This window comes from Pseudoalteromonas sp. Isolate6 (genome assembly GCF_022398435.1).
GTDB lineage: Bacteria > Pseudomonadota > Gammaproteobacteria > Enterobacterales > Alteromonadaceae > Pseudoalteromonas > Pseudoalteromonas galatheae.
This window is the reverse complement of the sequence record NZ_JAKEVK010000055.1, coordinates 1-24,319: the sequence shown is the minus strand read 5'-3', so window position 1 is coordinate 24,319 and position 24,319 is coordinate 1. Positions and strand designations below refer to the sequence as shown.

Genomic DNA, 24,319 nt, shown 5'->3' with positions numbered 1-24,319 from the left:
GAAAAGTGAGTCCTACTGGACTCACTTTGTTTAGACAACGAGAACTTTACAATATTGACCGAGAGCCAAATTGGTATTACTGTCCGCGAACTGTCACGAACTCGGGATAGGCATCTACGCCACAATCATGTTGATCCATACCACTTAGCTCTTCTTCTTCGCCAACGCGGATCCCCATGCTCGCTTTCAATACACTCCAGACAATATAAGAAGCAATGAAAACAAAACCTAAAATGGTAATAAGTCCCACAGCCTGACCTTGGAAAGTGGCGTCTGAGTTTGAAAATGGCACCATCATCACACCTAGCGCACCACATATACCGTGAACAGAAATAGCACCGACAGGATCATCAATTTTTGCTTTGTCTAGCGCAACGATACTAAACACTACCAATGCACCACCTAGCGCCCCAAGGATCAGTGCTAATACAGGTGTTGGAGAGGCAGGCTCAGCGGTAATGGTCACCAGACCTGCTAGTGCACCATTTAGCACCATAGTTAAATCTGCCTTGCCCCACATTAATTTACACACCAACAGTGCAGCAACCGCACCTGCCGCCGCCGCCGCATTGGTATTTAACATGATTTGGCTGACAGCAATGGCATTTTCTTTATCAGCAAGGAACAGTTGAGAACCACCGTTAAAGCCAAACCATCCCATCCACAAAATAAAGGTGCCAAGTGTCGCCAGGGGCATGTTGGAACCAGGAATTGGATAGATCTCACCGTTTTTTCCATACTTGCCCTTACGTGCACCAAGTAACAGGACACCCGCAAGTGCAGCTGCAGCGCCAGCACCATGTACAATGGCAGAACCTGCAAAATCAACAAAGCCAAGCTCAGATAAGAAACCACCGCCCCATGTCCAATAACCTTCTAGCGGGTAGATAAAGCCAGTTAACACCACACAAAATGCTAAAAACGCCCACAATTTCATACGCTCGGCAACAGCGCCCGAGACAATTGACATAGCCGTTGCAACAAATACCACTTGGAAGAAAAAGTCAGATTGCAGCGCATGGTCGGCGTCGTCAGCAGCACTGCCAATGAGCGTGCCAAGACTTGGTAAAACCCCACCTTCGGCATTATCAACATACATGATGTTGTAACCAATAAGCAGATACATAGTACAAGCAATAGCGTACAGCGCGACGTTCTTGGTGAGGATTTCAGTGGTATTTTTTGAGCGTACTAATCCCGCTTCAAGCATAGCGAATCCGGCTGCCATCCACATAACTAAGACGCCAGAGATCAGAGAGTAAAAAGTATTTAATGAAAATTGTAGTTCTATTATTGTATTTTCCATCGCTTGGCTCCCCTTAAATGGCTTCTTCATCAAGTTCGCCGGTACGGATCCGAACAACTTGGTCTAAGTCGTAAACAAAGATTTTTCCGTCACCAATTTTTCCAGTGAATGCAGCCTTTGTAACCGTTTCCACAACGCGCTCAGCGTTTTCGCTTAACGTCGCAATTTCTATTTTTATTTTTGGAATGAAATCGACTTGATATTCTGCACCGCGATACAGTTCGGTATGGCCGCGCTGACGTCCGAACCCTTTAACGTCAACAACCGTCATGCCTTCAATCCCCAGATCGGCTAACGCTTCACGTACCTCATCAAGCTTAAATGGTTTTATTATTGCACTTATCATTTTCATGCTGAGTCCCCTTAGGACAGTTGATCCTGTTGTATGCAGTAATCCAACCTTTGTGCCAAATTTTTTATTCCTTAATTAACAATGAATTAAAGTGGGGGATGGAATTTTACGCATAAAAAATGCACCATCTAGGTGCATTGATATTAAGACTGAACAGAGTTGGTGCATAAGCACACAAATAACGAAAAACTAATGCGCAATAACGCAATTGCGTTGTTTGTCTTTCGCTTTATAAAGGGCCTTATCTGCCTTGCGCATCACTTCGCTTAAACTCTTTGATTGGCAAGCGGCGAGGCCAATACTGATGGTGCAATAATACTTACCTGCTGGGATATTAAATGCCTGCTGAGCAAGACGTTCCCGGAAATCTTCCAACATTTGCTGCGCCACCTTCATATCGGAGCTTGGAATGAGTAACGCAAACTCTTCGCCACCAATACGTGCGACAATATAGTGGCCAAATGCACTACGCAGTAAATCAGCGACCTGTTTAAGTACATCATCACCGCTTTCATGGCCATATTGATCATTAATAGATTTAAAGTGATCGAGGTCTAACAATGCCAATATATGCTGACCCGGCTTGTTTTTGATTAAACGCTCCGCTTGCTGACAGAAATAGCGGCGATTATAAAGTCCTGTTAAATAGTCTCGATGGGCATATTCTTTGATTTCTGCAATCAAATTAAGCTGTTCCATCGTCTGCATGATACGGCAATGAAACTCTTCACTCATAAACGGCTTTGCCAAAAAGTCATTGGCGCCGTATTTGATAAACTTTGCTGACAAGCCATGGCTTCCGGCGCCAGACAAACCGATGATGGCCAACTCATCTCGCCCACGACTATTGCGAACGGATTTCACCAGCTCAAAACCATCCATCGTCGGCATTGCAAAGTCAGTCAGTAGCAGTTTAATTTCATGGTCAGATAGCAACATCTCCAGTGCCTGTTCACCATCTTCTGCCTCAAGCACCGTAAATAATTGCTTTTCAAGCATTTGCTTCATTACCGCTCGACTAATCACAGAATCATCGGCTATCAACGCCTTGCAACCTTGGTTTCTCAACAATCTAGATGCTAACTTAACCGCATATAGATATGAATCGCGGTTGTCTTTAATCACATAGTCCACCACACCCATTTCAAGCATTTGCTGGCGGCTATATTCATCTATTTTTGAAGTCAGCACCACGGTGGGGATTTTATGACTGAGCGTAAGCTGCACGACCTCTGCGTCCATCGCATCGGGCAGCGTTAAATCAACCAGCGCCAATGTATATTGGTGCTGTGCTAAAAAGGCCTTACTTTCCTTGAGGGACCAAGCAAAATCTATTTCAACATCAAGATGCTGGGCAGCAAGATGTCGCAATACCTGTTGTACGACTTTACTGTCTTCAACAATTAAAATTCTTTGCATGGAATGAAATCTCTTAAGTACAACGAGAAGCGCAGTGAAACAAGAATTTAACGGGGCTAAATACTTTATTACTACATAATTAAGTACCAAATATACGCGAATCTTGAACCAAAAAAAACCAAATCGGCTCAAATTCGTTACTTTTCGATATGTGAGGTTACAACAGCCTATTTTTTCAAACTTGCCGTTTTTTTTGTTCAGTTTGTCTCAATGACTTTGAATTTCGGGTGAAATACTTCTTTAATGCAGACACACTTATTGCATTACCGAGGAAGCAATGAAAAAACTACTGCCCCTATTGATCGTGAGCTGTGCTCTACTCTCGAGGCCAAGCATAGCTGAAGAGCACAACCGCGCCATTGAGATAGATCATAAAATAACAACTGAGCATAGAGCCGAAATAAAAGGCGAACGTATTAACTATACCGCGACAACGGGCACGCAGCCGGTGTGGAACGAAAACGGCGATGCAGTTGCAACGCTGCATTACACGTACTATAAGCGCACAAAAATCAAAGATATGAGCAAGCGACCGCTATTGATATCATTTAACGGTGGTCCTGGCTCTGCTTCCGTGTGGATGCACATTGCCTATACTGGCCCAAGAGTATTAAAAATTGATGACGAAGGGTACCCATTGCAGCCTTACGGCCTGAAAGACAACCCATATTCAGTGCTAGATGTTGCCGATATTGTTTATGTAAACCCAGTCAACACAGGTTATTCTCGCGTACTAAAAAATGCTGAAGGTAAATATCCGACTAAAGCCGAACAAACAAAGATGTTTTTTGGCGTCAATGCTGACGTTAAGTACTTAGCCGAATGGCTCAATACATTTATTCACCGCAATGAGCGCATGCTTTCCCCTAAGTACCTGATTGGTGAGAGCTACGGCACGACTCGAGTGTCAGGCCTTGCGCACGCGATGCAAAACAATCAGTGGCTTTATCTCAATGGCGTGGTGTTGGTATCTCCGACGGAGATCGGCATTAAGCGAGAAGGTCCTGTTAAAGTAGCAAACCGTTTGCCATATTACGCTGCTGCCGCTTGGTACCACAAAGCGTTGTCTTCTGAATTGCAAAATAAAGATTTACTGGAAGTACTGGCTGAGGTTGAACAATATACGATTGAAAAATATCTTCCCGCACTCGCCAAAGGCGCATTTATCAGCCCCCAAGAAAGGCAAAGTGTGACACAGGCCGTCGCTAAATATAGTGGTTTAAGCGAACGTTTTGTGGCTCAAAACAACCTAGATATTCCTACTGCGGCATTTTGGAAAGAACTGTTGCGTGACCGTGGCTATACGCTAGGCCGATTAGACTCACGCTATCTTGGTATTGATAAAAGAGACGCTGGTTCTCGCCCTGATTATTGGCCTGAGCTAACCTCTTGGCTGCATTCATTTACCCCTGCGATTAACCATTACTTCGCAACCGAGCTCAACTATAAAACCGATGTAAAATACAATATGTTTGGCTCCGTTCACCCTTGGGATAACAGCGATAATAATGTCGGTGAGCAATTACGACTAGCAATGGCACAAAACCCTTACCTAAACGTGATGATCCAATCTGGCTATTACGATGGCGCAACGAATTACTTTGATGCCAAATACAATATGTGGCAACTCGATCCGAGCGGAAAAATGCGTGATCGCTTAAGCTTTAAAGGTTATCGCTCCGGGCACATGATGTACCTGCGTCATGAAGATTTACAAAAGTCGAACGAAGATCTCCGCAAGTTTATCTTAAAAACAACACCAAAAGTGGATCAGTCAGCGCTTTACTAAATTTCCAACCAACTGTGGCCGCGCAAGCGGTCACTTATCTTAACGTGCACCAGATTGTAAAAATTTTCTTTTATCCGTCTACAGTTACCTATAATCTAGATATACTCAATACAATCTCTCTACAACTTAGGCACGCACCATGAACGAGCAGTTTAAAGTCGTCTTCGTTGGCATGGCCGACGGTAAGGATCAACAAAGCGCCGCTATCGCAATGGCAGAACGGTTGAAAACCTCACCCTCAAAGATTCAGCAATTTTACGCTGGCAAAAACTTGTTTGCTCCTGCAGATAAAACCAAAGCGTTGAAACAGGTAAAATTACTTGCAAGCGCTGGGATCAATGCCAAGCTGCAAGGCCAAACAACCGCCGCACCAACCAATGCAGATCAAGAGCGCGTATTTGAAGCGCTAGATTACATTACGAGCAGTCTAATACGTATCGAAGAGCGATTAGAGGAACTTGAACAGCGCATAGCCCCCACCACTCATACTGAAATTGAAGATACAGCAGACGAAGAGTGGGAGTCTAAAGAACTATTCGATGAGTTGGACTTTGAACCTAGCCCTCCTGCTAAATCGAAGACTTGGCTATATTATCTGCTCGCTGTACTCATTGTATTATTTATTCTGCTTGGCGTAAGTCTGTTTTTCCCTGAGTGGCTCGCGCTAGAATGAATAAAACTAATAGCAACATAAATAAATCTCAAGTTGATCGTACTAATTTGAGAAAAATGATTAGAAACGCAAGAAATTCGCTGTCAGCAGAGCAACAGAGAGCAGCTGCGACAAACCTAAACATTAATTTTTTTCAACATATAGAGCTACCTAAAAATGCCAATGTAGGGGTCTATATACAAAACGATGGCGAACTAGATACATCCCTTTTAATTCAATCTCTTTGGGATAAAAAACACCACGTTTTCTTACCTGTAATCCACCCCTTTAATCATGCTAATCTGCTCTTCCAGAAGTATGAAAAAAACTCACCCATGAAGGCAAATCGCTATGCTATCTTGGAACCTAAGTTAGATTGCTCAGCAGTAGCACCGCTTGCATCATTGGATTTACTTTTGATGCCTCTGGTTGCTTTTGATGAGCAAGGTAATCGCCTCGGTATGGGCGGTGGGTACTACGATAGAACATTGGCGTTACACTACGCTGAGCAGCGAGCTAAACCAGCACTTGTTGGTCTTGCTCATGATTGCCAGCAAGTTCCAAGCTTACCAACAGCTGCTTGGGATGTACCGCTCCCAACTATCCTCACTCCAACCAAACTGTACACTTGGCCAAAAAATAATTGAGCAGGCAAATAGTTAAGCGCATTTTGAGGTGCTTTTGACCATGACGCTGACACTTTGATTGAGTTATACTCCATACAACTTCAATGACAACTAAGTGTAGCGTTATGACTCAAGATGAAATGAAAAAAGCCGCAGCATGGGCAGCTTTGAACTATGTAGAAGAAAACACCATTGTTGGGGTTGGTACAGGCTCAACGGTAAACCACTTTATTGATGCGCTTGGCAGTATCAAGGATCAAATCAAAGGGGCAGTATCAAGCTCTGAAGCTTCAACAGAGAAGCTAAAAGCACTTGGTATTGAAGTTTTCGAGTTAAACGATGTGTCAGAGCTTGCGGTATATGTCGATGGCGCAGATGAAATCAATAGCACCAACGAAATGATAAAAGGTGGTGGCGCAGCACTGACGCGCGAGAAAATCGTTGCAGCAGTTGCCAAGAAATTTGTTTGTATCGTTGATAATACAAAGCATGTTGAGACGCTAGGCGCATTTCCACTACCTGTTGAAGTGATCCCAATGGCGCGTAGCTACGTGGCAAGAGAGTTACTAAAACTAGGTGGCGATCCGGTTTACCGCCAAGGCGTTATCACAGATAACGGCAATGTCATTCTTGATGTGCATGGCCTAGAAATTAGCGCAGCAAAAGCGCTTGAAGAAAAAATTAACCAGATTGTTGGCGTTGTGACTAACGGCTTATTTGCCGCACGTGGCGCTGACGTTGTAATAACAGGCACTCCAGAAGGGCCTAAAATCAACTAGTGAGATTACAGATGAGCAAGGTTTCGTTATCAAAGGATAAAATTCGAATTTTGTTATTAGAAGGCGTACATCAAAGCGCCGTTGAGACACTAAAGCGCAACGGTTATAGCAACATAGACTACGTTAAAACATCCTTACCGGAGCCTGAGCTGATCGAGCGGATCAAAGATGCTCACTTTGTCGGGATCCGCTCACGTACCCACCTTACAGAGGCAGTACTAGAACAGGCTGAAAAGCTGGTCGCTATTGGCTGCTTCTGCATCGGCACCAACCAAGTAGATTTAGATGCTGCTAAAAAACGTGGTATCGCCGTATTCAACGCCCCATTTTCTAACACCCGCTCTGTAGCTGAGCTCGTATTAGGTGAAATTCTCTTGTTACTGCGCCGTGTTCCTGAACGTAACGCAAAAGCGCATCGCGGAGAGTGGGATAAATCTGCCGACGGCTCGTACGAAGCCCGTGGTAAAACGCTGGGTATTATCGGTTATGGTCACATCGGCACCCAGCTCGGCATTATGGCTGAGAATATCGGTATGAACGTCGAGTTTTATGACATCGAAGATAAGTTAACGCTCGGCAATGCAACGCAGTTACACACGCTTACGCAACTGCTGCAAAGAGCGGACGTAGTCAGTTTACATGTACCAGAGACGCCACAAACCAAAAATCTTATTGGCATGGCTGAAATTGAAGTGATGAAGCAAGGCGCAATCCTAATTAACGCATCACGTGGAACGGTTGTTGATATCGACGCCTTAGCTGAAGCATTAGCGGCTAAGAAACTTTCCGGCGCTGCTATCGATGTATTCCCCGTTGAGCCAAAATCTAATCATGAAGAATTCGTCTCACCACTACGCGAGTTTGATAATGTTCTGCTAACCCCACACGTTGGTGGTTCTACCCAAGAAGCACAAGAAAACATCGGTGTGGAAGTCGCGGGTAAGTTGGCGAAGTATTCAGATAACGGTTCAACAGTCACGGCTGTTAACTTCCCTGAGGTTTCTCTACCTGAATTATCAAACCGAAGTCGTTTATTGCACGTACACGTAAACCGCCCAGGCGTACTAACGCAAATCAACCAAGCGTTCGCTCAGCACGGTATCAATATAGCGGCGCAATACCTACAAACGGATGAATCTATTGGTTACGTGGTTATCGACGTCGATAGTGACCACTCTGAAGTGGCGTTGAAAGAGTTAAGTGCGGTTGAAGGCACTATCAGAGCACGTATTCTTCACTAAGAAGAATCAAGCATAAAAAAAACCAGTCACTGTGAAGCGACTGGTTTTTTGTATCAATTTGGCTTACGCCATGAAATCAACACCTTCTTTGATGTCTTTTTCAAGTGTCGCTAGCATGTCGTCTTTTGCTTTTTGCTCAAACGCGCTTAGCTCACCGTAAGGAAGTAACTTCTCTACACCGTTTTTACCAAGGATGACTGGCTGTGCAAAGAATGTTGCGTCGCCTGTGTTACCTTCAACGTATGCGTACTCAAGTACTTCTTCACCTTGTAAGCCTTTCACTAGTGAGAAGCAGAAACGTGCTGCTGCTGCACCCATTGAAAGTGTCGCTGAACCGCCACCCGCTTTAGCTTCAACCACTTCAGTACCCGCGTTTTGGATACGAGTTGTTAGTGAAGCAACTTCTTCGTCAGTGAACTCAACACCTTCAACTTGAGAAAGTAGAGGTAGAATTGTAGTACCTGAGTGACCACCAATTACTGGGATCTTAACTTCAGCAACGTCTAGACCTTTAAGCTCTGCGATAAAAGTTTCAGCGCGGATAACGTCAAGCGTTGTTACACCGAATACGCGAGCTGGATCATAAGTACCTGCTTTTTTGAACACTTCAGCAACGATTGGTACCGTGCCATTTACTGGGTTTGTGATGATACCAACAAGTGCTTTAGGGCAGTTTCTAACGATACCTTCAGCAAGTGTCTTGATGATACCTGCGTTAACGTTGAATAGGTCAGCACGGTCCATACCAGGCTTACGAGGCATACCAGCTGGGATAAGCACTACGTCAGCACCAGCAAGAGCTGGGTCTAGGTCGTCTTTACCATAACCCGCTACTTTTACCGCAGTTGGGATGTGAGATAAGTCAACTGCAACACCAGGTACAACAGGTGCAACGTCATAAAGCGCTAACTCAGAGCCAGCTGGAAGACCATTTTTAAGCAATAAAGATAGAGCTTGACCGATACCGCCAGCGGCACCTAATACAGCAACTTTCATTTGAATTCTCCATAATTTGAAGGTGGAATTGAGTGTGCAGTAAAGATAATGAAAAGCGCTGTTAAACACAAATTAATCACGGTTATTTTCGAGATTTTTTGACTAATGTCTTAAATAAAAGTGTAAAGATCGCGACACTTTGTCTATTTATGCTTTACGACTGTCATTTTGGTCGCGCAAATTTGGGAATCTTAGTGGTTTTGTGTAGAATTTAAAGATTAGCCGTAAAAGAAGACAGACTATGCAGCCGCAAGAAAAACAAGAAGCACTTATCAAAGCATTTAAAGCCATTTTAAAAGAAGAAAACTTTGGCTCTCAAGGCGAAATTGTTGATGCTCTAAAACAACAAGGGTTTGACAATGTCAGTCAGAGTAAAGTGTCGCGCATGCTGAGCAAGTTTGGTGCTGTACGTACACGCAATGCTAAGCAAGAAATGGTTTACTGTTTACCCGCAGAAATGAGCGTACCGACAGCAAAAAGTCCTTTGCGTCAGTTAGTCGTTGATATTATGCACAACGAAATGATGATTATAATTCGAACCAGCCCGGGGGCTGCACAATTAATTGCAAGATTACTTGACTCTTTAGGTACCGCAGATGGCGTATTAGGTACCATTGCTGGCGATGACACGATTTTCATTGCGCCTGCAAAAGTCTCTGAAATCGACATTACTTTAGACAAAGTAAAAACCCTGTTCGATAACGTTTAGTCTGTTATTTTTATTAGTGCTGACTCACAAGTTAGCACTTACTCTGGTACTTTCCTCTGAGCAATTACGCTTTCTCACTATTACAATAAACAGAATAAACTGCTTATCTTTACAGCAAAAAATGTTTGACATAATATGTCCGTGTGTGGCAACTTTAGAAACGCAAGGTGGGATTTTCTCATTACGCGTGGATAGTTTTTTAAGCTGATTGATTAGCTTCTATAGCTTATTTTCGGCGGCATTTAAGCTCATTGGATCTGCTCGCTATTCTCTTTACTCAATCATCTCACTATCCTATGATACGGAACGGGGATTCAATCGCTCTGACAAATTAGAGACACCTAATAACATTGATAGGCCCCCTACCGCAAAAAATGGAAATACAAGGAACTAAGGAACAGCAATGGAATTTTTAAATACTGCATTTACGTTTCCCACTGTTATTTTTTCAACACTACTACTGATTGTGCTGTTGTTCTGGTTAATTGCTTTACTTGGTTTTGCTGATATCGATATCTTAGAAGGCGATGTTGATATTGAAGCCGAAGGCGCAAGCTCTGGTTCTTTTTGGGAGGTCGCTTTTGGTGGTGTCCCAGTGAGTATTTCATTGAGTTTAATCATCGCGCTAGGCTGGATTACCAGTATTTATGTGCAACAGTTTTTTGCTTACCTGCTGGGTAATGGCATTTTTTACTACCTGATGGGCACGGTATTTATGCTTGCCAGCCTCGTTGTTGCATTACCACTAACCGCCGTCATTGTAAGGCCACTACGACGCTTTTTCGAAAGCCAAGAAACCACATCAAAGCAAGCGCTGGTTGGGCTCGAATGCGTTATTGCAACATCAAGAGTTAACAACACGTTTGGTCAAGCCAGAGTATATATTCAAGGAACAGAGCAACTTATCGAAGTGCGCTCGGACGAAGAAAACACTTTCACACTAGGAGACAATGCCTTACTTATCGAACATGACCCCCTTACACATAGCTACACGATTGTGGCTAAACCTTGGTAATAGTACGGAAAATAACGGAATTTAGGAACGAGTTGGCATAGCTAGTACCAACTCAAACAACATAGCGCAACGCAGGAAAAAACATGGAATTTCTAAACAACCTCGGACCGGTGCTCGCAATCGTGGGCATATCCATCGTCATTATTTTTGCCATTCTACTTCTGATTGGAAAGTTCTACCGCAAGGTCGAACAGGGTCAGGCATTGATCATCAACAAGATGAAAAATGAGCCTGATGTCACAACAACGGGCGGTATTGTGCTACCTGTGATCCATAAAATGGAAGTCATGGATATTTCAACTAACCGCATGGTATTGGAGCGTCGTGAAAATAGCGGCCTGATCTGTAAAGACAATATCCGTGCTGACATCGCCATCACTTTTTACATTCGCGTAAACGAGAACAAAGAAGATATCCTACGCGTTGCGAAACAAGTTGGCTGTGCACGTGCATCGGCACCAGAAACCTTACAAGCATTATTTGAGGCAAAATTCTCCGAAGCCTTGAAAACCGTTGGTAAGCGCATGAATTTTGAGGAGCTATTTACACATCGTAACGAGTTCCGAGATTCTATTAAAGAAGTGATTGGACAAGATTTATCTGGCTATACGTTAGAGGATGTCGCAATTGACTATCTTGAACAAACCTCAATCGACAAGTTAGATCCAAATAACATTCTTGATGCTGAAGGTATTCGCCGTATTACCGAAAAAACCTCACGCCAAAACGTGGAAACTAACCAGCTTAAATGCGATGAAAAAGCGCAAATCGACAACCAAAACCAAGCAGCATTTGAAAAAGCCGCAGAAGTCGAGAGACAAAAAGAAGACGCTAGCGCAAGACAGCGCCGTGAAATCGAATCAGTGCGCGCTCGCGAAGCCGCAGAAGCTGAACGTGTTAAGCATGAAGAGCGCTTAAAAGCCGAAGAAGCACGCCTCAAAGCGGACGAAGCAATTGCAATTGCAGAACACAATAAACAGCGTGAAATCGATGTTGCAGAGCAAAATCGCCTTCGCTTACTCGGCATCGAAGAAGAAAAAGTCACACGCTCTCGCCAGATAGAAATTATTGAGCGCGAACGCGAAACCGAAATTTTACGTATCCAAAAAGCCAAAGCACTGGAAGTCGAGCAAAAAGAAATCGCCGATGTCCAACGCGAACGTGTTGCCGTAGAGAAAACCGTTGCTGAAGAACAGGAGCGTATCAAAGACGTACAATGTATTGCAGAAGCTGAACGAGAAAAGCAAGCGAAAATTATTCTTGCTCAAGCAGAAGCCGAAGAGGCGTTGGTTAAAGATATTGAAGCAGCTAAAGCCAAAGAACAAGCTGCTGAATTTAAAGCCCGAGAAATGGAAAAAATGGCTGCGGCGGAGCTGCGTATTGCGAACCAGACCGCTGAGTCGAAGAAAATTCTTGCAGAGGCTGCTCAGGTTGAGGCTGCCGCACCAGGTCTTGCTGAGGCTGATATCATCAAGGCTAAAGCCACTGCAAGTGCGATACAAGGCGAAACAAATGCCAAAGTGCTACAGCAAAAACTAGAAGCCGAAGCGCAAGGTAAACGTGATATTGGCCGTGCCGAGGCCGAAGTACAAGCAGCAATGGCTGAAGCAACTAAGAAGCAAAGTGAAGCCGAAGCACAAGGCAAACGTGAAATTGGTTTGGCAGAAGCTGAAGTACAAGCAGCAATGGCTGAGGCAATTGAAAAACAAGGTGAAGCAGAAGCTATCAACCTTGAGCGTAAGATGTCGGCAGAAGCTAAAGGCCTTACGGAGAAGCTGGAAGCACTTAATAAGATGGATAAAGACGCCCGTGAATACGAAGGCTTTACACTACAGCTAAACCAACAGAAAGAACTGACGCTTGCGAATATCGAAGCGAACAAGCAGGTTTCTGCAAGTCAGGCTGAAGTATTAGGTAAAGCGCTGAGCGGTGCAGATATCAACTTTATGGGCGGCGACGGCCAGTTCTTTAACCAGTTTATGAATGCCATCACAGTAGGCAAGTCAATTGACGGCTTAGTCGGCGAAAGTAAGACGGTACAAACCGTATTCAAAGATCACCTAAACGGTGAGCGTAATTTGATGGACGATCTAAAAGGGGTATTAGCTGGTGCTAATGCGTCGTCAGAAACGCTAAAAAACATCAACATGAGTAAGTTCTTCCAACAACTAAGTAATAGCTCAGATGCGGACAAACAGCAGCTACTCAAGTTACTTGGCGGCTCGTTAAATGGCAGTAAACAAAGCGAACCACTAGAGTAATTAACCTTGAGGAGTCAATCTTCTTGGCTCCTCTCCCCCATTTGCGACAGCGCACAATAGGAAAGTAAAGAATGACGGAAGCAACGCAACAAGCGCCAGAGCGAACGCTCGAACAAGACTCTTATCAACTGATTAAGCGCCGACTTGGTAACTTTGGTAATGATCTAAAAAGCCAAATAGATAAACTCAACCAACAGCGTGTTGACACTTTTGGAAGCACCGAGCTTAAAGTGAAAGGTCGAGCAAGAGTGCGTACTGAGCATAACTGTGTACCGCGCGATATCGTGCTGATCGGCGACAAGCTTATCTTTGCTTACAATGTGTTTATGGGGCTTAAACAAAATACCCAAGTCAGCGATGTATTCACCGTACAAAAGCTGCACTTGCAAGAAGACCACTACGAAATAGAACCTTATCCGCAAGAAACCAAATTCCTCACTGACCAACGTTTCTTACGGGACTTTGATGAACTATACACATATTACAAAGACACCCGGCTACAACATCTATTTGTTAAATCAAACAAGCTCTTTGCGCTATTTCAAATTGGCGAAAAGCTCTCCGATGTTCGTGTGTTCCGCTGGCAAATCGCCAAAGACGAAACCTTAGATTATATTGATAATCGAGGAGAGCGTGACATAGGTGAAGTGGAAAACTTTGACTTTGAATGGCAAAAAACCGACCGCGCCGATCACGTCGAAGGCCGTCACCCACATATTAATGTAAACGACAAAGTGTTTATTGAAGTATCGGGTGGCAAACTCACCGTAAAAATAGAAAACAATACCCAAAGCGGTGAAGGTATTTATCAAGAAGCCGTCGATGACGCCAGCCAATCACTTGCAGATTGTGATTTACGTTTTGCCGAAGTTGGCGAAATGGTGCTGTTAAAGTTACTTCCCTACCGAGAAAAACAGTGGCGTTATTTTATTTATAATTGCCGCACCCAGCAGGTATTGCGCCAAGATGCGCTGGGTGGTGCCTGTGTTCAATTACCTGAGAACCAAGGGATTATTTTTCCTGGTGGCTATTATTTACAATCGGGGCAAACACGCTATTTTGACGACCAACTGGACGATTTAGTTTTCCATCGCCAGATCAAATCACCCAACGGTGAAGATGTACTGTATATCTTCTACGAACCAAACGAGGGTCGTTACGCACTTTTCTCTTACAATATTATTGAGAAAAACCTGCAAAATCCTATCTATTGTCATGGCTATGGTATCTATGATGATGGCTTAGCGCTAACCTTTAAAGCAGAGCCTGAGCCTGAGCGCGTGCACCCTATTCAAATCTGGCAAAGCCCATTTTGTGGCAGCGAGTTTGCCGCACAAGCCCCTCGAGCAACCGGCTTATTTGGCCGGATAGGCAATCCGGATTTAGTACGTGCAATTTCTGATTTATACAGTGTGTTCAAAGCCATTAACGAACAAAGCCCCACGGTCTTTCATTATGAAGATTTAATTGCACTCACCCGCAGTATCTTAGACCGCTATCATTGGCTTGCCGAGGCGGACTTTGCGGATGTCACAGCAAAACTACATGAAATTTTTGAAACCTCGGAGCAGGTACTAGACGAATTTGAAAAGGTAAGCCAAATTGAGGCCGACGCTAGGCGCGCAGAAGCCGAAATCGAACAAGCCATGCAAGATGTGCTTCGCGAGGTAAGACCTGATAGCTTTAAAACAGCCGAGCAATTTGTCCAGAGCTTAGAGTCTCTCAAACGCTTAAAAGGCAAAGTGATAAGCCTTGAAGAAGTGAAGTACATCAATCTTGACGCGCTATCTGCCATGCAGCAGCAGATTGATGAGCAAACCTTGAGTTTAAGCCATAAAACCGCGGAGTTTTTGCAGCAAGATAGTGCTCTGGCGCCCTACTACGAACAGCTAGATTCCTTAGAGCAAGCCAGAGCGCAAACAGAGAGTGTTACCGAGCTTAACGGCTTTTTGGCGACCTTGGAAACCTTAAGCGCCGAACTTGATTTGCTCAACCATACCATGCTGGATCTCGATATTGACGATAGCCGTGTGCGCACTAAAATTTTGGAAGATGTCAGCGCCATTTATGGTCAAGTAAACCGCGCCAAAGCAGCATTAGAAATTCAGAAAAAGAGCGTGGGCAGTGTTGAAGCAAAAGCCGAATTCGCGGCTCGTTTTAAGCTTTTCAGCCAAAGTATTACCAGCGGTCTAAGCGCGGCCAAAACCCCAGAGCAATGTGACGACCAACTATCTCGCTTACTTATTCAATTAGAAGAGCTCGAGTCTCAATTTAGTCAGTATGATGAGTTTTTAACGGAGATCTTGGCTAAACGTGATGACGTTTATGAAAGCTTTGAGGCGCACAAACAGCAGCTCATTGACGAAAGACAGCGCCGCGCCCTGAGCCTAGCAAACGCTGCCGAGCGGATTTTACAGGGGGTGACGCGACGCTCACAAAGTTTCAAAACCTTAGACGACATCAATAGCTATTTTGCCTCCGATCCTATGATTGGCAAGCTTCGCGATTTAACGCAAGAGCTAAAAAGCCTGAGCGATGAAGTGAAAGCGGATGATATTCAAGCCAAACTCAAGGCCTGCAAAGATCAAGCGATCCGCGCTTTGCGAGACAAGCAAGATATTTACATTGATGATGGCAATACCGTTAAAATCGGCAAACATGCGTTTAGTTTCAATAAGCAAATTCTTGATTTGACTTTACTGCCTCGTGGTGAAGAGCTGATGTTACACCTCACTGGCACTGAATATTTTGATCCTATTCCTGACGCCAAGGTCAATCAACAGCTCAATGACGCAAGCAAATATTGGCAGCAAAACCTGATCTCAGAAAATCGTCACTTGTATCGAGGCGAATACTTAGCAGCTCAAGTATTAGCGGCTGCGGAGCAAGATGGCAACGACTTTAGTCAAGCAGATCTAGAACTTGCCGTTGATGAAGGAAGTTTACTGCCTATCGTACAAAAATTTGCAGAACCCCGATATCAAGAAGGTTATGAAAAAGGCATTCATGATCAAGATGCCAGCCTGATCTTAGCAAATTTACTGAAACAAAAACGACAGCTTGAGTTACTCGTCTACCCTGCTAGCTGTCGAATTGCGGCACAGCTATTTTATACTCAGCAAAGTAAGGCTGAGCTAGCTGAATTGGCGTTTCAGGCTACACAAGCAGAGCTGATGGCAACGAAGTTAGATGACCATAGTTTTAGCCAACAGCTAAGCAAAGAATTGAGTGAAAAGATCACCACATTTTGCCAACAAAATTTATCGAGCTATTTGACCGAGCTACACCGTTTTTCAGGCGAGTTAAGCGCAACTTACTTAATTAAAGCCCTTGCCAAGCAAGTCAAGCCGAGACAATTTGACTTAGCTTCACCTGCAAAACACATCAGCGAGCAGTTTATCTCGATGGCAAAGGCCAAAGGCGTTTGGCAACAGCTTGAAGACTCATTAACACATTTGACTAAACTTGCGGACAAATGCCGCCTGTTAAGCAGCTGGCTGCGCGCCTATGGCAGTAAGCAAAATGAAAGTACTGAGACCTTGCTTGAGGCCGCTAACTGCATTTTGCTTTCTACCCAGTTAGATATCACATACCAAGTCAAAGAAGCCGAAATAAAAACCGAAATTTCAGGTTTGATGGGCCAACACCCACGTATCGAGAACCAAGTACTACACCTAGATTATGCAGACTTTTTTACCCGTAGTAACGAGTATCTCACGGTTCATGTTCCGGCCTACAAACAGTACCAACAGCTAAAAGCGCAAGTGCTTGAGGCACAAAAGCAGCGCTTGCAATTGGATGAGTTTAAACCCAGACCGCTAAGCTCATTTGTACGTAACCAGCTGATTGACAAAGTCTACTTCCCTATTATTGGCGATAACTTAGCAAAGCAAATTGGGGCTGCGGGAAACAATAAGCGCACCGACTTGATGGGCATGTTGCTGCTTATCTCCCCACCGGGCTATGGTAAAACCACGTTAATAGAGTATGTGGCTAACCGCTTAGGACTCACCTTTGTTAAGGTCAACTGTCCATCTATTGGTCACGACCAAGTCTCTTTAGATCCTGCTCAAGCCATCAACGCGACCGCCGCAAAAGAAATTGAGAAGATTAACCAAAGCTTTGAGATGGGCAATAATGTGATGCTGTACCTTGACGATATTCAGCATACCAACCCCGAGTTTTTACAAAAGTTCATCTCTTTATGTGACGGTTCAAGACGCATAGACGGGGTGTGGAATGGCCGCAGTAAAACCTATGATCTCAGAGGCAAAAAGTTTGCCGTTGTGATGGCAGGAAACCCCTACACCGAATCCGGTGAATCTTTTAAGATCCCTGATATGCTTGCCAACCGAGCCGATATTTATAATCTCGGTGACACCCTCAGTGGCTGCGAACAAGAATTTGCCATGAGCTTTATTGAAAATACGCTCACTTCCAATGCAGTGCTTGCACCACTTGCTAATCGTGGTATGGAAGACTTATACAAGCTAGTGCGCATTGCCGACGGAGAAGACCTCTCCATCAATGAATTGGAGTTTAATTACTCTCAAGCGCAAGTGAATGAAATTGTCAGCGTACTGAAAAAGCTGCTCATTATTCGCAACACCGTGCTCAAAGTAAATGCCCAATATATTGCCTCGGCAGCACAAGATGATAGCTATCGAACCGAGCCACCGTTTAAGCTACAAGGCAGTTACCGTAACATGAATAAGATGGCTGAAAAGGTAGTTGCTGCCATGAATGACAGTGAACTTGAAAACCTAATTCAAGATCACTATCGCGGTGAAGCACAAACACTTAGCAAAGGCAGCGAAGAAAACTTACTGAAACTGGCTGAATTACGCGGTACCTTAACGGCTGAAGAAACAACGCGCTGGCATGAAATCAAGGCCGAATATGCCCGCCTGCACCGCAATAGCGATGAGGGTAGCCCTGCACAGCTAGCCGTTGAACAGCTGAGCTTTGTTAATAAATCCCTTTCGCAAATCGCCGCTAAACTCGATAAAGAGCAGCTTAGCTTTGATTACAGTGCGCTGTTGCAACAATTGGCTCAGGTGTTTAATGAACAAGAGTTTGCCACGCAGTTAACTGAGCTACGTGAGGCCTTAACGCAGCAACCTTACGCTACACCGCTAAAGCAATTGATCGGTTCACAGCAACAAGTCGCAGAGGAAATTGCTGGGCTGCAAAACACCATCAAACACACCGCGAACAACGAGCAGCTACTCGCTAACCTTGGCAAACTCAATGACTTGCTCAGCACCCAAGCGCAAATACAACAAGCATTGGGTCAACAAGGTCAGCAGCAAAATACGCTATTTGAAAACCTGTCTGAGCGCTTAGAAGCGGTGGCACAACCACATATTCAAGTCGACAATCACGTTGATGATAGCAGTGCAAAAGCGCTTGAAGCCGTCACCACTTTGCTGACAAATACCTTAGCAAACTCAAGTGCTGAACAAGTCCAGCAGCAACAGCTAAAAGACATTTTACAAAAGCTTGAGGAAATTCAATCAAGACCTGTAGTTAGTAACGCTTCACCGGCGAAAAATCCGTACATGTTGTAAGAAATTGTCGCACATAAAAAGCCCAAGGAAGGGCTTTGCACACCAATATATGGCAATGGATGCTAGAAGTAATTTCAGCGCAATTAGCGCTAAAACTAATTACCAAATTGATATGAATTATCCAAGGCTCAGATTATTTGGACTCTGCGACTTTTTCCATTGAGTACTCACTCCATGACCAAGGGCTGAGCTCAAATATTTTATCGGACTGAGCTTCACCATTAGCGCAAACATCCTCATGTCCGATGATCCGAACAGGCAAACGCTCCGAATATGATTTTTTTAGAATATCAAATTGATATTGAGCTACAGGTGAAGAAAGGTCTAATTGCCATGTAAGTTCATCACCATTGCCGATACAAGCTTCAAAATTAGAGAGCTCTCTCATTACTTCAACTCTAAAGTAAACTGCGTGGTCGTCACTAGCGCCCGATCTTGTGATCAGTTGCTCGACAGTTCCATATACGTCATTTGCAGCACTAACCGACCATGAAAAAAGACACAGTGTAGTCAGGCAGAAGGTTTTTATTCTCATTATATTATCCATTATTAAAGTGATACAAACTTGCTTTTACCAATTCGCTTAAATAAGTGAACTATTTTGAGGGGAGTAAATTATGTTGATAATAACACTGCCCCGCAATTATAATTCCCAAAAAGAATAAGCAGGGAATTATTAATTACAGAAAATTACCATGCTGGATAGTTTGTAACAAGTAAATTTACAACTATTTGGGTTGAGTAAAGGACAGAGATGGCCATCGCCTCAATGGTTGCTATATATCATTTTCTGTCTAATTCCAGATAAGAAGGCCGTTCAGTCAAAATAATATTCAGATCAACTTGCGCCTTATTCCGGCATTTTTGCCATCACTGACAAGAACTCCAAAGATGGCGCAAAAAACGCGGAACCCATATCAGCACTGGAATAATCCAATATGGGGTCGTATTCATCCCCTTCACCCAATCGGCTTCTTAGTACCTGCTCAAAAGCATCGCCTTTGGCGCTGCAACTTAGCAACAAGCTTCCTTGTTCAAATACATCACCAAACGGCATGCTTTGGTTAAGCAGTAGCGCATTACCGTTTACGTCTTTCAATTCGGTTAATGCTGCATGATTACAGGGGTCGCAACCTTCAATTAGGTCATTGTCTAAACGTGTACGCCCCATCAACTGTTCTTGCTCAGCGAGCGGCAACGCCTGCCAGCGCAGTAAATCAAACTTCACCCGCTGTACGTGAATATAACTACCGAGATGGTCGGCTGCATTCGGGTTGTGCACAAGTGCAACTTCCCGTTTGTTGCGCCCTCTAGGGGTGTCTGCACCATAAATAAAGCCATTAAAATCACGACCATCTAAGAAACGGAAAGCGCGCACATGTGCCACCATTTCGACTAGGCCATTTAGCATGTGTAGCACACTTTGAGCAAAGATATGATTAACGTCTTCCCGGTCGGAGCGGATCACATAAAGCAAGTCAAAAGGCTGGGTATGCACGGTGTGCTCAGCCTCAACAATATGAGGAAAACTTTTCAGCTCTTTAGGAATAAACTCAGGGTAAATGTGCGGCCAATATTGCGCACCAACTGCGACAAAGCTCGATAACATAGACTCGGAGAATCTATCTTCCAACTCCTCTTGCAAGCGTCCACAATTGGCGAGCGCCGCTCTTAGCGCCTCGTCTTGTCCTTCAAGCACATTGAAGAACAAGTGTAAGCCGTGCAAATTGGCTTCAGCACACACACCTGATTGGGCAAGCGCCATGCTCTACTCCCTGCGTTTATTCATTTGCTATTAAGAAAAGAAATTTACAGCATGTGCCTTAATTTTTAAAGAGATTGGTTGATTTAAGTCGAGCGGTTCATGCGCTGGATGCGGTATTTCGAGCTCTTGACCCTCTAATGCAACACGGTAAATGTACTCTGTTCCCATAAAGCGCTGATTGAGTATTTTAACGCTGCCAAGCTCGGCGTTTTCTAACGTGATGTGCTGCGGTCTCACATACATTTCGCCCTTCGCGTCGAGATCACCGAGCTCAACGAGAGATTTTACGGCACCAAATTGGGTTTCTACTGAAGCGCCATTCACTCGCTGTGCAGGAATATAAATACCCTGACCCAAAAACTCGGCAACCATTTTGCTCTTTGGTCGTTGGAATAATGTTCTCGGCTCGCCCACTTGTGCGATCTTCCCTTTATCCATAATTGCCAGCCGATCGGCAAAAGCAAAAGCTTCTTCTTTCGAGTGACTAACAAAAATCGCGGAAACTTGCTGATCTTTGATTATACGGCGAATATCGTTAATTAACTGAAACCGCACTTGAGCATCTATATTTGAAAACGGCTCATCAAGCAGCAACAGATTTGGCTTGTACGCAAGTGCGCGCGCAATCGCGACACGTTGTTGCTGGCCACCTGAAAGCTCGTGTGGAAAGCGGTCGCTGTAGTCTTTCAGCTGCACCAAATGGAGCATTTCAGCCACTCGGTCTTGACGTTCACGCTTGCTTTTTGAGGTTAAGCCAAACGCGACATTTTGCGCCACAGTGAGGTGTGGGAATAGCGCATAGTCTTGAAACATCATGCCAATATTGCGTTTTTGTGGAGGTACGAAAGTGCCGTTACCATTCATGGCTTTGCCTAAAATACTCACCGAGCCTTGAAATGGTTCGATCAAGCCTGCTATCGCCTTCAGCGTGGTCGTTTTACCGCAGCCACTGGCACCAAGCAAACAAACTATCTCGTTTTGTTCTACGGTCAGATTTAGGCTATCCACAACGGCTTCACCGTCATAACGATAAGAGAGATTTTCAAGCACTAAACTATGCATTAATTTCGCTGCTCCATAGAACGGTTTACAACATAAAGCGGAATTAAACCAACCAACACAATAAATAACGCAGAGACAGAAGCCAACTCCAGCTGCTCATCACTCACATATTGGAAAACGTGTGTTGCCAGTGTTTCATAATTAAAGGGTCGTAATAACAATGCCGCTGGAAGTTCTTTCATACACTCAATAAAAACCAACAATGCTGCGGTTAAAATGCCCCGACGCAGCAATGGCAAATGTATTGATAACATGGTTTTGAAACGATTGCGACCCAACGAAAAGCTTGCCATATCTAGACTTGGGCTGATCCGCTGATAACTCGATTCGACCGCACCTTGCGCAATCGCATAAAATCGTACAACGTAAGCGAAAACCAGCGCAAAAATCGTCCCACTGAACAGCAAACCTGGCTCAAATGAAGTACCTTCAAGCCAAGTATTTAGCTTATCGTCTAATAAAGTGAGTGGAATCAGTACCGCAATTGCCAGCACAGTGCCCGGTAGCGCATATCCGGTACTTGCAAGCTTGCCCGGTAGCGTGACCCGTTTACCACTGCTAACTCGCTGGTTAAACACCACCAGCATGCTCATGATAATTAATACCACACTCACCCAAAACGCTATTTTTAAACTTTGCCACGCATACAAGAAAAAGTCGTCATTCCAAGCTTGTTCAAAATAGTCGATGGCGTAATCTGCAAGCACCCATGTAGGCACGATAAAAGCCGCAATAAGAATAAGCCAACAAAAAGCGCTCGCGAGCCAAGCCTGCATCCCTTTAAGATGATAAAGCGTGGTACTGTTAACACTTGATTGGCGCTCGTGCACTACCTGAGTTGGGCGGCTCACTCGCTCCAGTGTTAGGGCTAAAAATAAAAACAGTAGCATAATGCCTGAAATTTTAGCCGCAGCAGTCAGTGAATAATAACCCAACCAAGTATCGTAAACGGCGGTGGTTAGTGTGCTCACAGCAAAGTAATGTACGGTTGCAAAATCTGCCATGCTTTCCATGGCGATCAGCGCGAGCCCTGCCACAATCGCGCCTCGCGACAAAGGTAAACTTACCTTAAAAAAGCTCTGTGAAGGCGACTTACCCATCAATTGGCTAGCTTGAACCAGCTTAAACGACTGCTCCCTTAGCGCCGTTCTAAAAATCAAAAACAAATAAGGATAAAGCACCAGTGCAATCATCACGATAGCACCTGACAAAGTGCGAATATCAAAGAACCAATAATCGTCTGGAGATTGCCAACCAAACCACTCTCGCAGCGCAATTTGCACAGGCCCTGCGTAATCAAGCAAATCGGTATACACGTAAGCAATCAAATAGGTTGGCATCGCAAGAGGTAGCATCAACGACCACTCGAAAAAGCGCCGTCCAGGAAATTCACAATACGCGGTTAGCCAGCCAAGTGGCAGCGCAATCAAAGCGCAGAGGATGCATACACCCACAATCAGCAAAATCGTATTGCGGACATAATCCCACAAAACGGTATCCCAAAGATGAGCGAAGACTTCGGAGTCAGGTTGTAGCGACTCAAAGATTAAAAATATCAGCGGGACTGATAGGCTAAGCCCTATCAGCCACGCAAAACTCTGCCATTTAGACAGTGAAAATGATAATTGCATTAAAGGTCAAATTTTACCTCATCGATTAGCTTAAGCGCTAACGGACGGTATTTACTGATCTCTGACAATGGTAGGCTGTCTTCCTTAAACTCACCCCAAGATGCCACAAGTTTCGATAACTCGACGCCAGGTTTAACCGGGTATTCCATATTCATCGACGCATACATATTTTGCGCCTTATTGTCGGTCATAAACTCTATGAGTTTCAAGGCATTTTCTGTATTTTTAGCGTGCTTGGTCAAGACAACACCAGAAACGTTGATATGTGAACCACGATCTTGTTGATTTGGGAAGTTGATATATACCGCTTCAGCCCAGGCTTTTTGCTTCTCATCTTCCACCATCTTACCAAAGTAATAGCTGTTTCCGATGGCCAAATCACACAGCCCTTCTTTTACTGCTTTGACTTGTGCACGGTCGTTACCTTGAGGCTTACGAGCTAAGTTTTTCTTCACGCCTTCAAGCCATTCTTTGGTTTTTGCTTCACCATGATGAGCAATCATAGACGCCACTAAACCAAGGTTGTAGGGATGCTTACCTGAGCGCGTACAAATTTTACCGCGGTATTGTTCATCCGCTAGCGCTTCATACGTAAGCCTATCTAACTTGCCTATGCGGTCTTTTGCAGAATATACGTTGCGCACACGCTTAGTAAGCGCAACCCACTGACCTTCAGGATCTCTGAAGTTAGCTGGGATATTCTTAGTGACCGTTTCACTGTCAATTGCTTGTGTTAAGTTTTCGTCCTCAAGCTGAATTAGCGCACTGAAGTTTGAAGTGAGTACAAGATCGGCACGACTATGTTTGCCTTCACGCTTTACACGCTCAATTAAGCCTTTTTTTGCAAAAACCACATTGGTCTTGATACCAGTTTGCTTGGTGAAGTCATCCAAAATAGGCTGGATCAGAAAAGGTTGTCTAAACGAGTAGATATTAACTTCCTCTGCAGCCATTGCTGGTAGGCAAGTAAGCGTTGCCAGTAAAGTAACAAGTGCTTTTTTCATAAAGACTCCATTAGGTAAACAATAATTATTATCAACTAATTCTACCTGTAATTGTGCCGTTTTACACCCTGAATATTTGAAACTACGCTCAAGATAAAATTAGCGTTGTAGAAAACGGGAGAATTACCTGTGAGATATATCT

Annotated in this window: 18 protein-coding genes; 9 read left to right on the top strand and 9 right to left on the bottom strand. The window is 44.2% G+C overall.

Going from position 1 to position 24,319, the window contains the following annotated elements:
- Positions 1 to 76: 76 nt before the first annotated feature.
- The 3 genes from L1D50_RS10160 to L1D50_RS10150 all read right to left on the bottom strand — a co-directional run bounded on the left by L1D50_RS10160 (position 77) and on the right by L1D50_RS10150 (position 3,077).
- Entirely contained in the window at positions 77 to 1,306 is a 1,230-nt protein-coding gene (locus L1D50_RS10160; protein WP_239965992.1) for an ammonium transporter, read from the bottom strand.
- A gap of 13 nt (positions 1,307 to 1,319) precedes the next feature.
- Positions 1,320 to 1,658: a P-II family nitrogen regulator gene (locus L1D50_RS10155; RefSeq protein ID WP_010372259.1), complete on the bottom strand. Its 339-nt coding sequence runs from the start codon at positions 1,656 to 1,658 to the stop codon at positions 1,320 to 1,322.
- 189 nt (positions 1,659 to 1,847) lie between these two features.
- The gene (locus L1D50_RS10150; protein ID WP_128728498.1) at positions 1,848 to 3,077 is read right to left on the bottom strand and encodes a diguanylate cyclase; all 1,230 of its coding nucleotides are present in this window, start codon (positions 3,075 to 3,077) and stop codon (positions 1,848 to 1,850) included.
- Positions 3,078 to 3,354: 277 nt separating this feature from the next.
- Between L1D50_RS10150 and L1D50_RS10145 the strand changes: the two genes are divergently transcribed.
- From L1D50_RS10145 to serA, 5 genes are all read left to right on the top strand, one after another.
- Positions 3,355 to 4,866 carry a carboxypeptidase gene (locus tag L1D50_RS10145; protein WP_239965991.1) on the top strand — a complete coding sequence of 504 codons (1,512 nt, stop codon included), beginning with the start codon at positions 3,355 to 3,357 and terminating at the stop codon, positions 4,864 to 4,866.
- A gap of 139 nt (positions 4,867 to 5,005) precedes the next feature.
- Positions 5,006 to 5,539, top strand: coding sequence for a hypothetical protein (locus L1D50_RS10140; protein ID WP_128728500.1), 534 nt, complete (start codon positions 5,006 to 5,008; stop codon positions 5,537 to 5,539).
- The gene (locus L1D50_RS10135) at positions 5,536 to 6,165 is read left to right on the top strand and encodes a 5-formyltetrahydrofolate cyclo-ligase (RefSeq protein WP_138522798.1); all 630 of its coding nucleotides are present in this window, start codon (positions 5,536 to 5,538) and stop codon (positions 6,163 to 6,165) included. The genes L1D50_RS10140 and L1D50_RS10135 overlap by 4 nt, the downstream gene beginning before the upstream one ends.
- A gap of 104 nt (positions 6,166 to 6,269) precedes the next feature.
- Entirely contained in the window at positions 6,270 to 6,923 is a 654-nt protein-coding gene (gene rpiA / locus L1D50_RS10130; RefSeq protein WP_010372275.1) for a ribose-5-phosphate isomerase RpiA, read from the top strand.
- A gap of 11 nt (positions 6,924 to 6,934) precedes the next feature.
- Positions 6,935 to 8,164 carry a phosphoglycerate dehydrogenase gene (gene serA, locus L1D50_RS10125; RefSeq protein WP_128728503.1) on the top strand — a complete coding sequence of 410 codons (1,230 nt, stop codon included), beginning with the start codon at positions 6,935 to 6,937 and terminating at the stop codon, positions 8,162 to 8,164.
- A 63-nt stretch (positions 8,165 to 8,227) separates the two neighbouring features.
- Here the strand turns inward: serA and mdh are convergent, their stop codons facing one another.
- On the bottom strand, positions 8,228 to 9,160 hold the full coding sequence (gene mdh, locus L1D50_RS10120) for a malate dehydrogenase (RefSeq protein WP_128728504.1): 933 nt from the start codon (positions 9,158 to 9,160) through the stop codon (positions 8,228 to 8,230).
- Positions 9,161 to 9,401: 241 nt separating this feature from the next.
- On the opposite strand from mdh, the gene argR reads away from it, so the two are divergent.
- The 4 genes from argR to L1D50_RS10100 all read left to right on the top strand — a co-directional run bounded on the left by argR (position 9,402) and on the right by L1D50_RS10100 (position 18,715).
- Entirely contained in the window at positions 9,402 to 9,869 is a 468-nt protein-coding gene (argR, locus tag L1D50_RS10115) for a transcriptional regulator ArgR (RefSeq protein ID WP_095729866.1), read from the top strand.
- A 403-nt stretch (positions 9,870 to 10,272) separates the two neighbouring features.
- Positions 10,273 to 10,884: an OB-fold-containig protein gene (locus tag L1D50_RS10110; protein ID WP_138582689.1), complete on the top strand. Its 612-nt coding sequence runs from the start codon at positions 10,273 to 10,275 to the stop codon at positions 10,882 to 10,884.
- 83 nt (positions 10,885 to 10,967) lie between these two features.
- Positions 10,968 to 13,145 (top strand): hypothetical protein, encoded by a 2,178-nt coding sequence (locus L1D50_RS10105; RefSeq protein ID WP_239965990.1) that lies wholly within the window; start codon positions 10,968 to 10,970, stop codon positions 13,143 to 13,145.
- A gap of 71 nt (positions 13,146 to 13,216) precedes the next feature.
- Positions 13,217 to 18,715 (top strand): DNA repair ATPase, encoded by a 5,499-nt coding sequence (locus L1D50_RS10100; RefSeq protein ID WP_239965989.1) that lies wholly within the window; start codon positions 13,217 to 13,219, stop codon positions 18,713 to 18,715.
- Positions 18,716 to 18,848: 133 nt separating this feature from the next.
- Here L1D50_RS10100 and L1D50_RS10095 read toward each other — a convergent pair whose 3' ends face one another.
- The 5 genes from L1D50_RS10095 to L1D50_RS10075 form a co-directional block, all read right to left on the bottom strand.
- On the bottom strand, positions 18,849 to 19,250 hold the full coding sequence (locus tag L1D50_RS10095; RefSeq protein WP_128728508.1) for a hypothetical protein: 402 nt from the start codon (positions 19,248 to 19,250) through the stop codon (positions 18,849 to 18,851).
- A gap of 315 nt (positions 19,251 to 19,565) precedes the next feature.
- On the bottom strand, positions 19,566 to 20,480 hold the full coding sequence (locus L1D50_RS10090; protein ID WP_138522804.1) for a Dyp-type peroxidase: 915 nt from the start codon (positions 20,478 to 20,480) through the stop codon (positions 19,566 to 19,568).
- 30 nt (positions 20,481 to 20,510) lie between these two features.
- Positions 20,511 to 21,542 carry an ABC transporter ATP-binding protein gene (locus L1D50_RS10085; RefSeq protein ID WP_239965988.1) on the bottom strand — a complete coding sequence of 344 codons (1,032 nt, stop codon included), beginning with the start codon at positions 21,540 to 21,542 and terminating at the stop codon, positions 20,511 to 20,513.
- On the bottom strand, positions 21,542 to 23,173 hold the full coding sequence (locus L1D50_RS10080; RefSeq protein ID WP_239965987.1) for an iron ABC transporter permease: 1,632 nt from the start codon (positions 23,171 to 23,173) through the stop codon (positions 21,542 to 21,544). The genes L1D50_RS10085 and L1D50_RS10080 overlap by 1 nt, the downstream gene beginning before the upstream one ends.
- Positions 23,173 to 24,126 carry a Fe(3+) ABC transporter substrate-binding protein gene (locus tag L1D50_RS10075; RefSeq protein WP_235956621.1) on the bottom strand — a complete coding sequence of 318 codons (954 nt, stop codon included), beginning with the start codon at positions 24,124 to 24,126 and terminating at the stop codon, positions 23,173 to 23,175. The genes L1D50_RS10080 and L1D50_RS10075 overlap by 1 nt, the downstream gene beginning before the upstream one ends.
- Positions 24,127 to 24,319 lie beyond the last annotated feature (193 nt).

Coding starts and splice junctions, on each gene's coding strand:
- L1D50_RS10160 (WP_239965992.1), bottom strand. CDS start 1,306: ATGGAAAATACAATAATAGAACTACAATTTTCATTAAATACTTTTTAC.
- L1D50_RS10155 (WP_010372259.1), bottom strand. CDS start 1,658: ATGAAAATGATAAGTGCAATAATAAAACCATTTAAGCTTGATGAGGTA.
- L1D50_RS10150 (WP_128728498.1), bottom strand. CDS start 3,077: ATGCAAAGAATTTTAATTGTTGAAGACAGTAAAGTCGTACAACAGGTA.
- L1D50_RS10145 (WP_239965991.1), top strand. CDS start 3,355: ATGAAAAAACTACTGCCCCTATTGATCGTGAGCTGTGCTCTACTCTCG.
- L1D50_RS10140 (WP_128728500.1), top strand. CDS start 5,006: ATGAACGAGCAGTTTAAAGTCGTCTTCGTTGGCATGGCCGACGGTAAG.
- L1D50_RS10135 (WP_138522798.1), top strand. CDS start 5,536: ATGAATAAAACTAATAGCAACATAAATAAATCTCAAGTTGATCGTACT.
- rpiA (WP_010372275.1), top strand. CDS start 6,270: ATGACTCAAGATGAAATGAAAAAAGCCGCAGCATGGGCAGCTTTGAAC.
- serA (WP_128728503.1), top strand. CDS start 6,935: ATGAGCAAGGTTTCGTTATCAAAGGATAAAATTCGAATTTTGTTATTA.
- mdh (WP_128728504.1), bottom strand. CDS start 9,160: ATGAAAGTTGCTGTATTAGGTGCCGCTGGCGGTATCGGTCAAGCTCTA.
- argR (WP_095729866.1), top strand. CDS start 9,402: ATGCAGCCGCAAGAAAAACAAGAAGCACTTATCAAAGCATTTAAAGCC.
- L1D50_RS10110 (WP_138582689.1), top strand. CDS start 10,273: ATGGAATTTTTAAATACTGCATTTACGTTTCCCACTGTTATTTTTTCA.
- L1D50_RS10105 (WP_239965990.1), top strand. CDS start 10,968: ATGGAATTTCTAAACAACCTCGGACCGGTGCTCGCAATCGTGGGCATA.
- L1D50_RS10100 (WP_239965989.1), top strand. CDS start 13,217: ATGACGGAAGCAACGCAACAAGCGCCAGAGCGAACGCTCGAACAAGAC.
- L1D50_RS10095 (WP_128728508.1), bottom strand. CDS start 19,250: ATGAGAATAAAAACCTTCTGCCTGACTACACTGTGTCTTTTTTCATGG.
- L1D50_RS10090 (WP_138522804.1), bottom strand. CDS start 20,480: ATGGCGCTTGCCCAATCAGGTGTGTGTGCTGAAGCCAATTTGCACGGC.
- L1D50_RS10085 (WP_239965988.1), bottom strand. CDS start 21,542: ATGCATAGTTTAGTGCTTGAAAATCTCTCTTATCGTTATGACGGTGAA.
- L1D50_RS10080 (WP_239965987.1), bottom strand. CDS start 23,173: ATGCAATTATCATTTTCACTGTCTAAATGGCAGAGTTTTGCGTGGCTG.
- L1D50_RS10075 (WP_235956621.1), bottom strand. CDS start 24,126: ATGGCTGCAGAGGAAGTTAATATCTACTCGTTTAGACAACCTTTTCTG.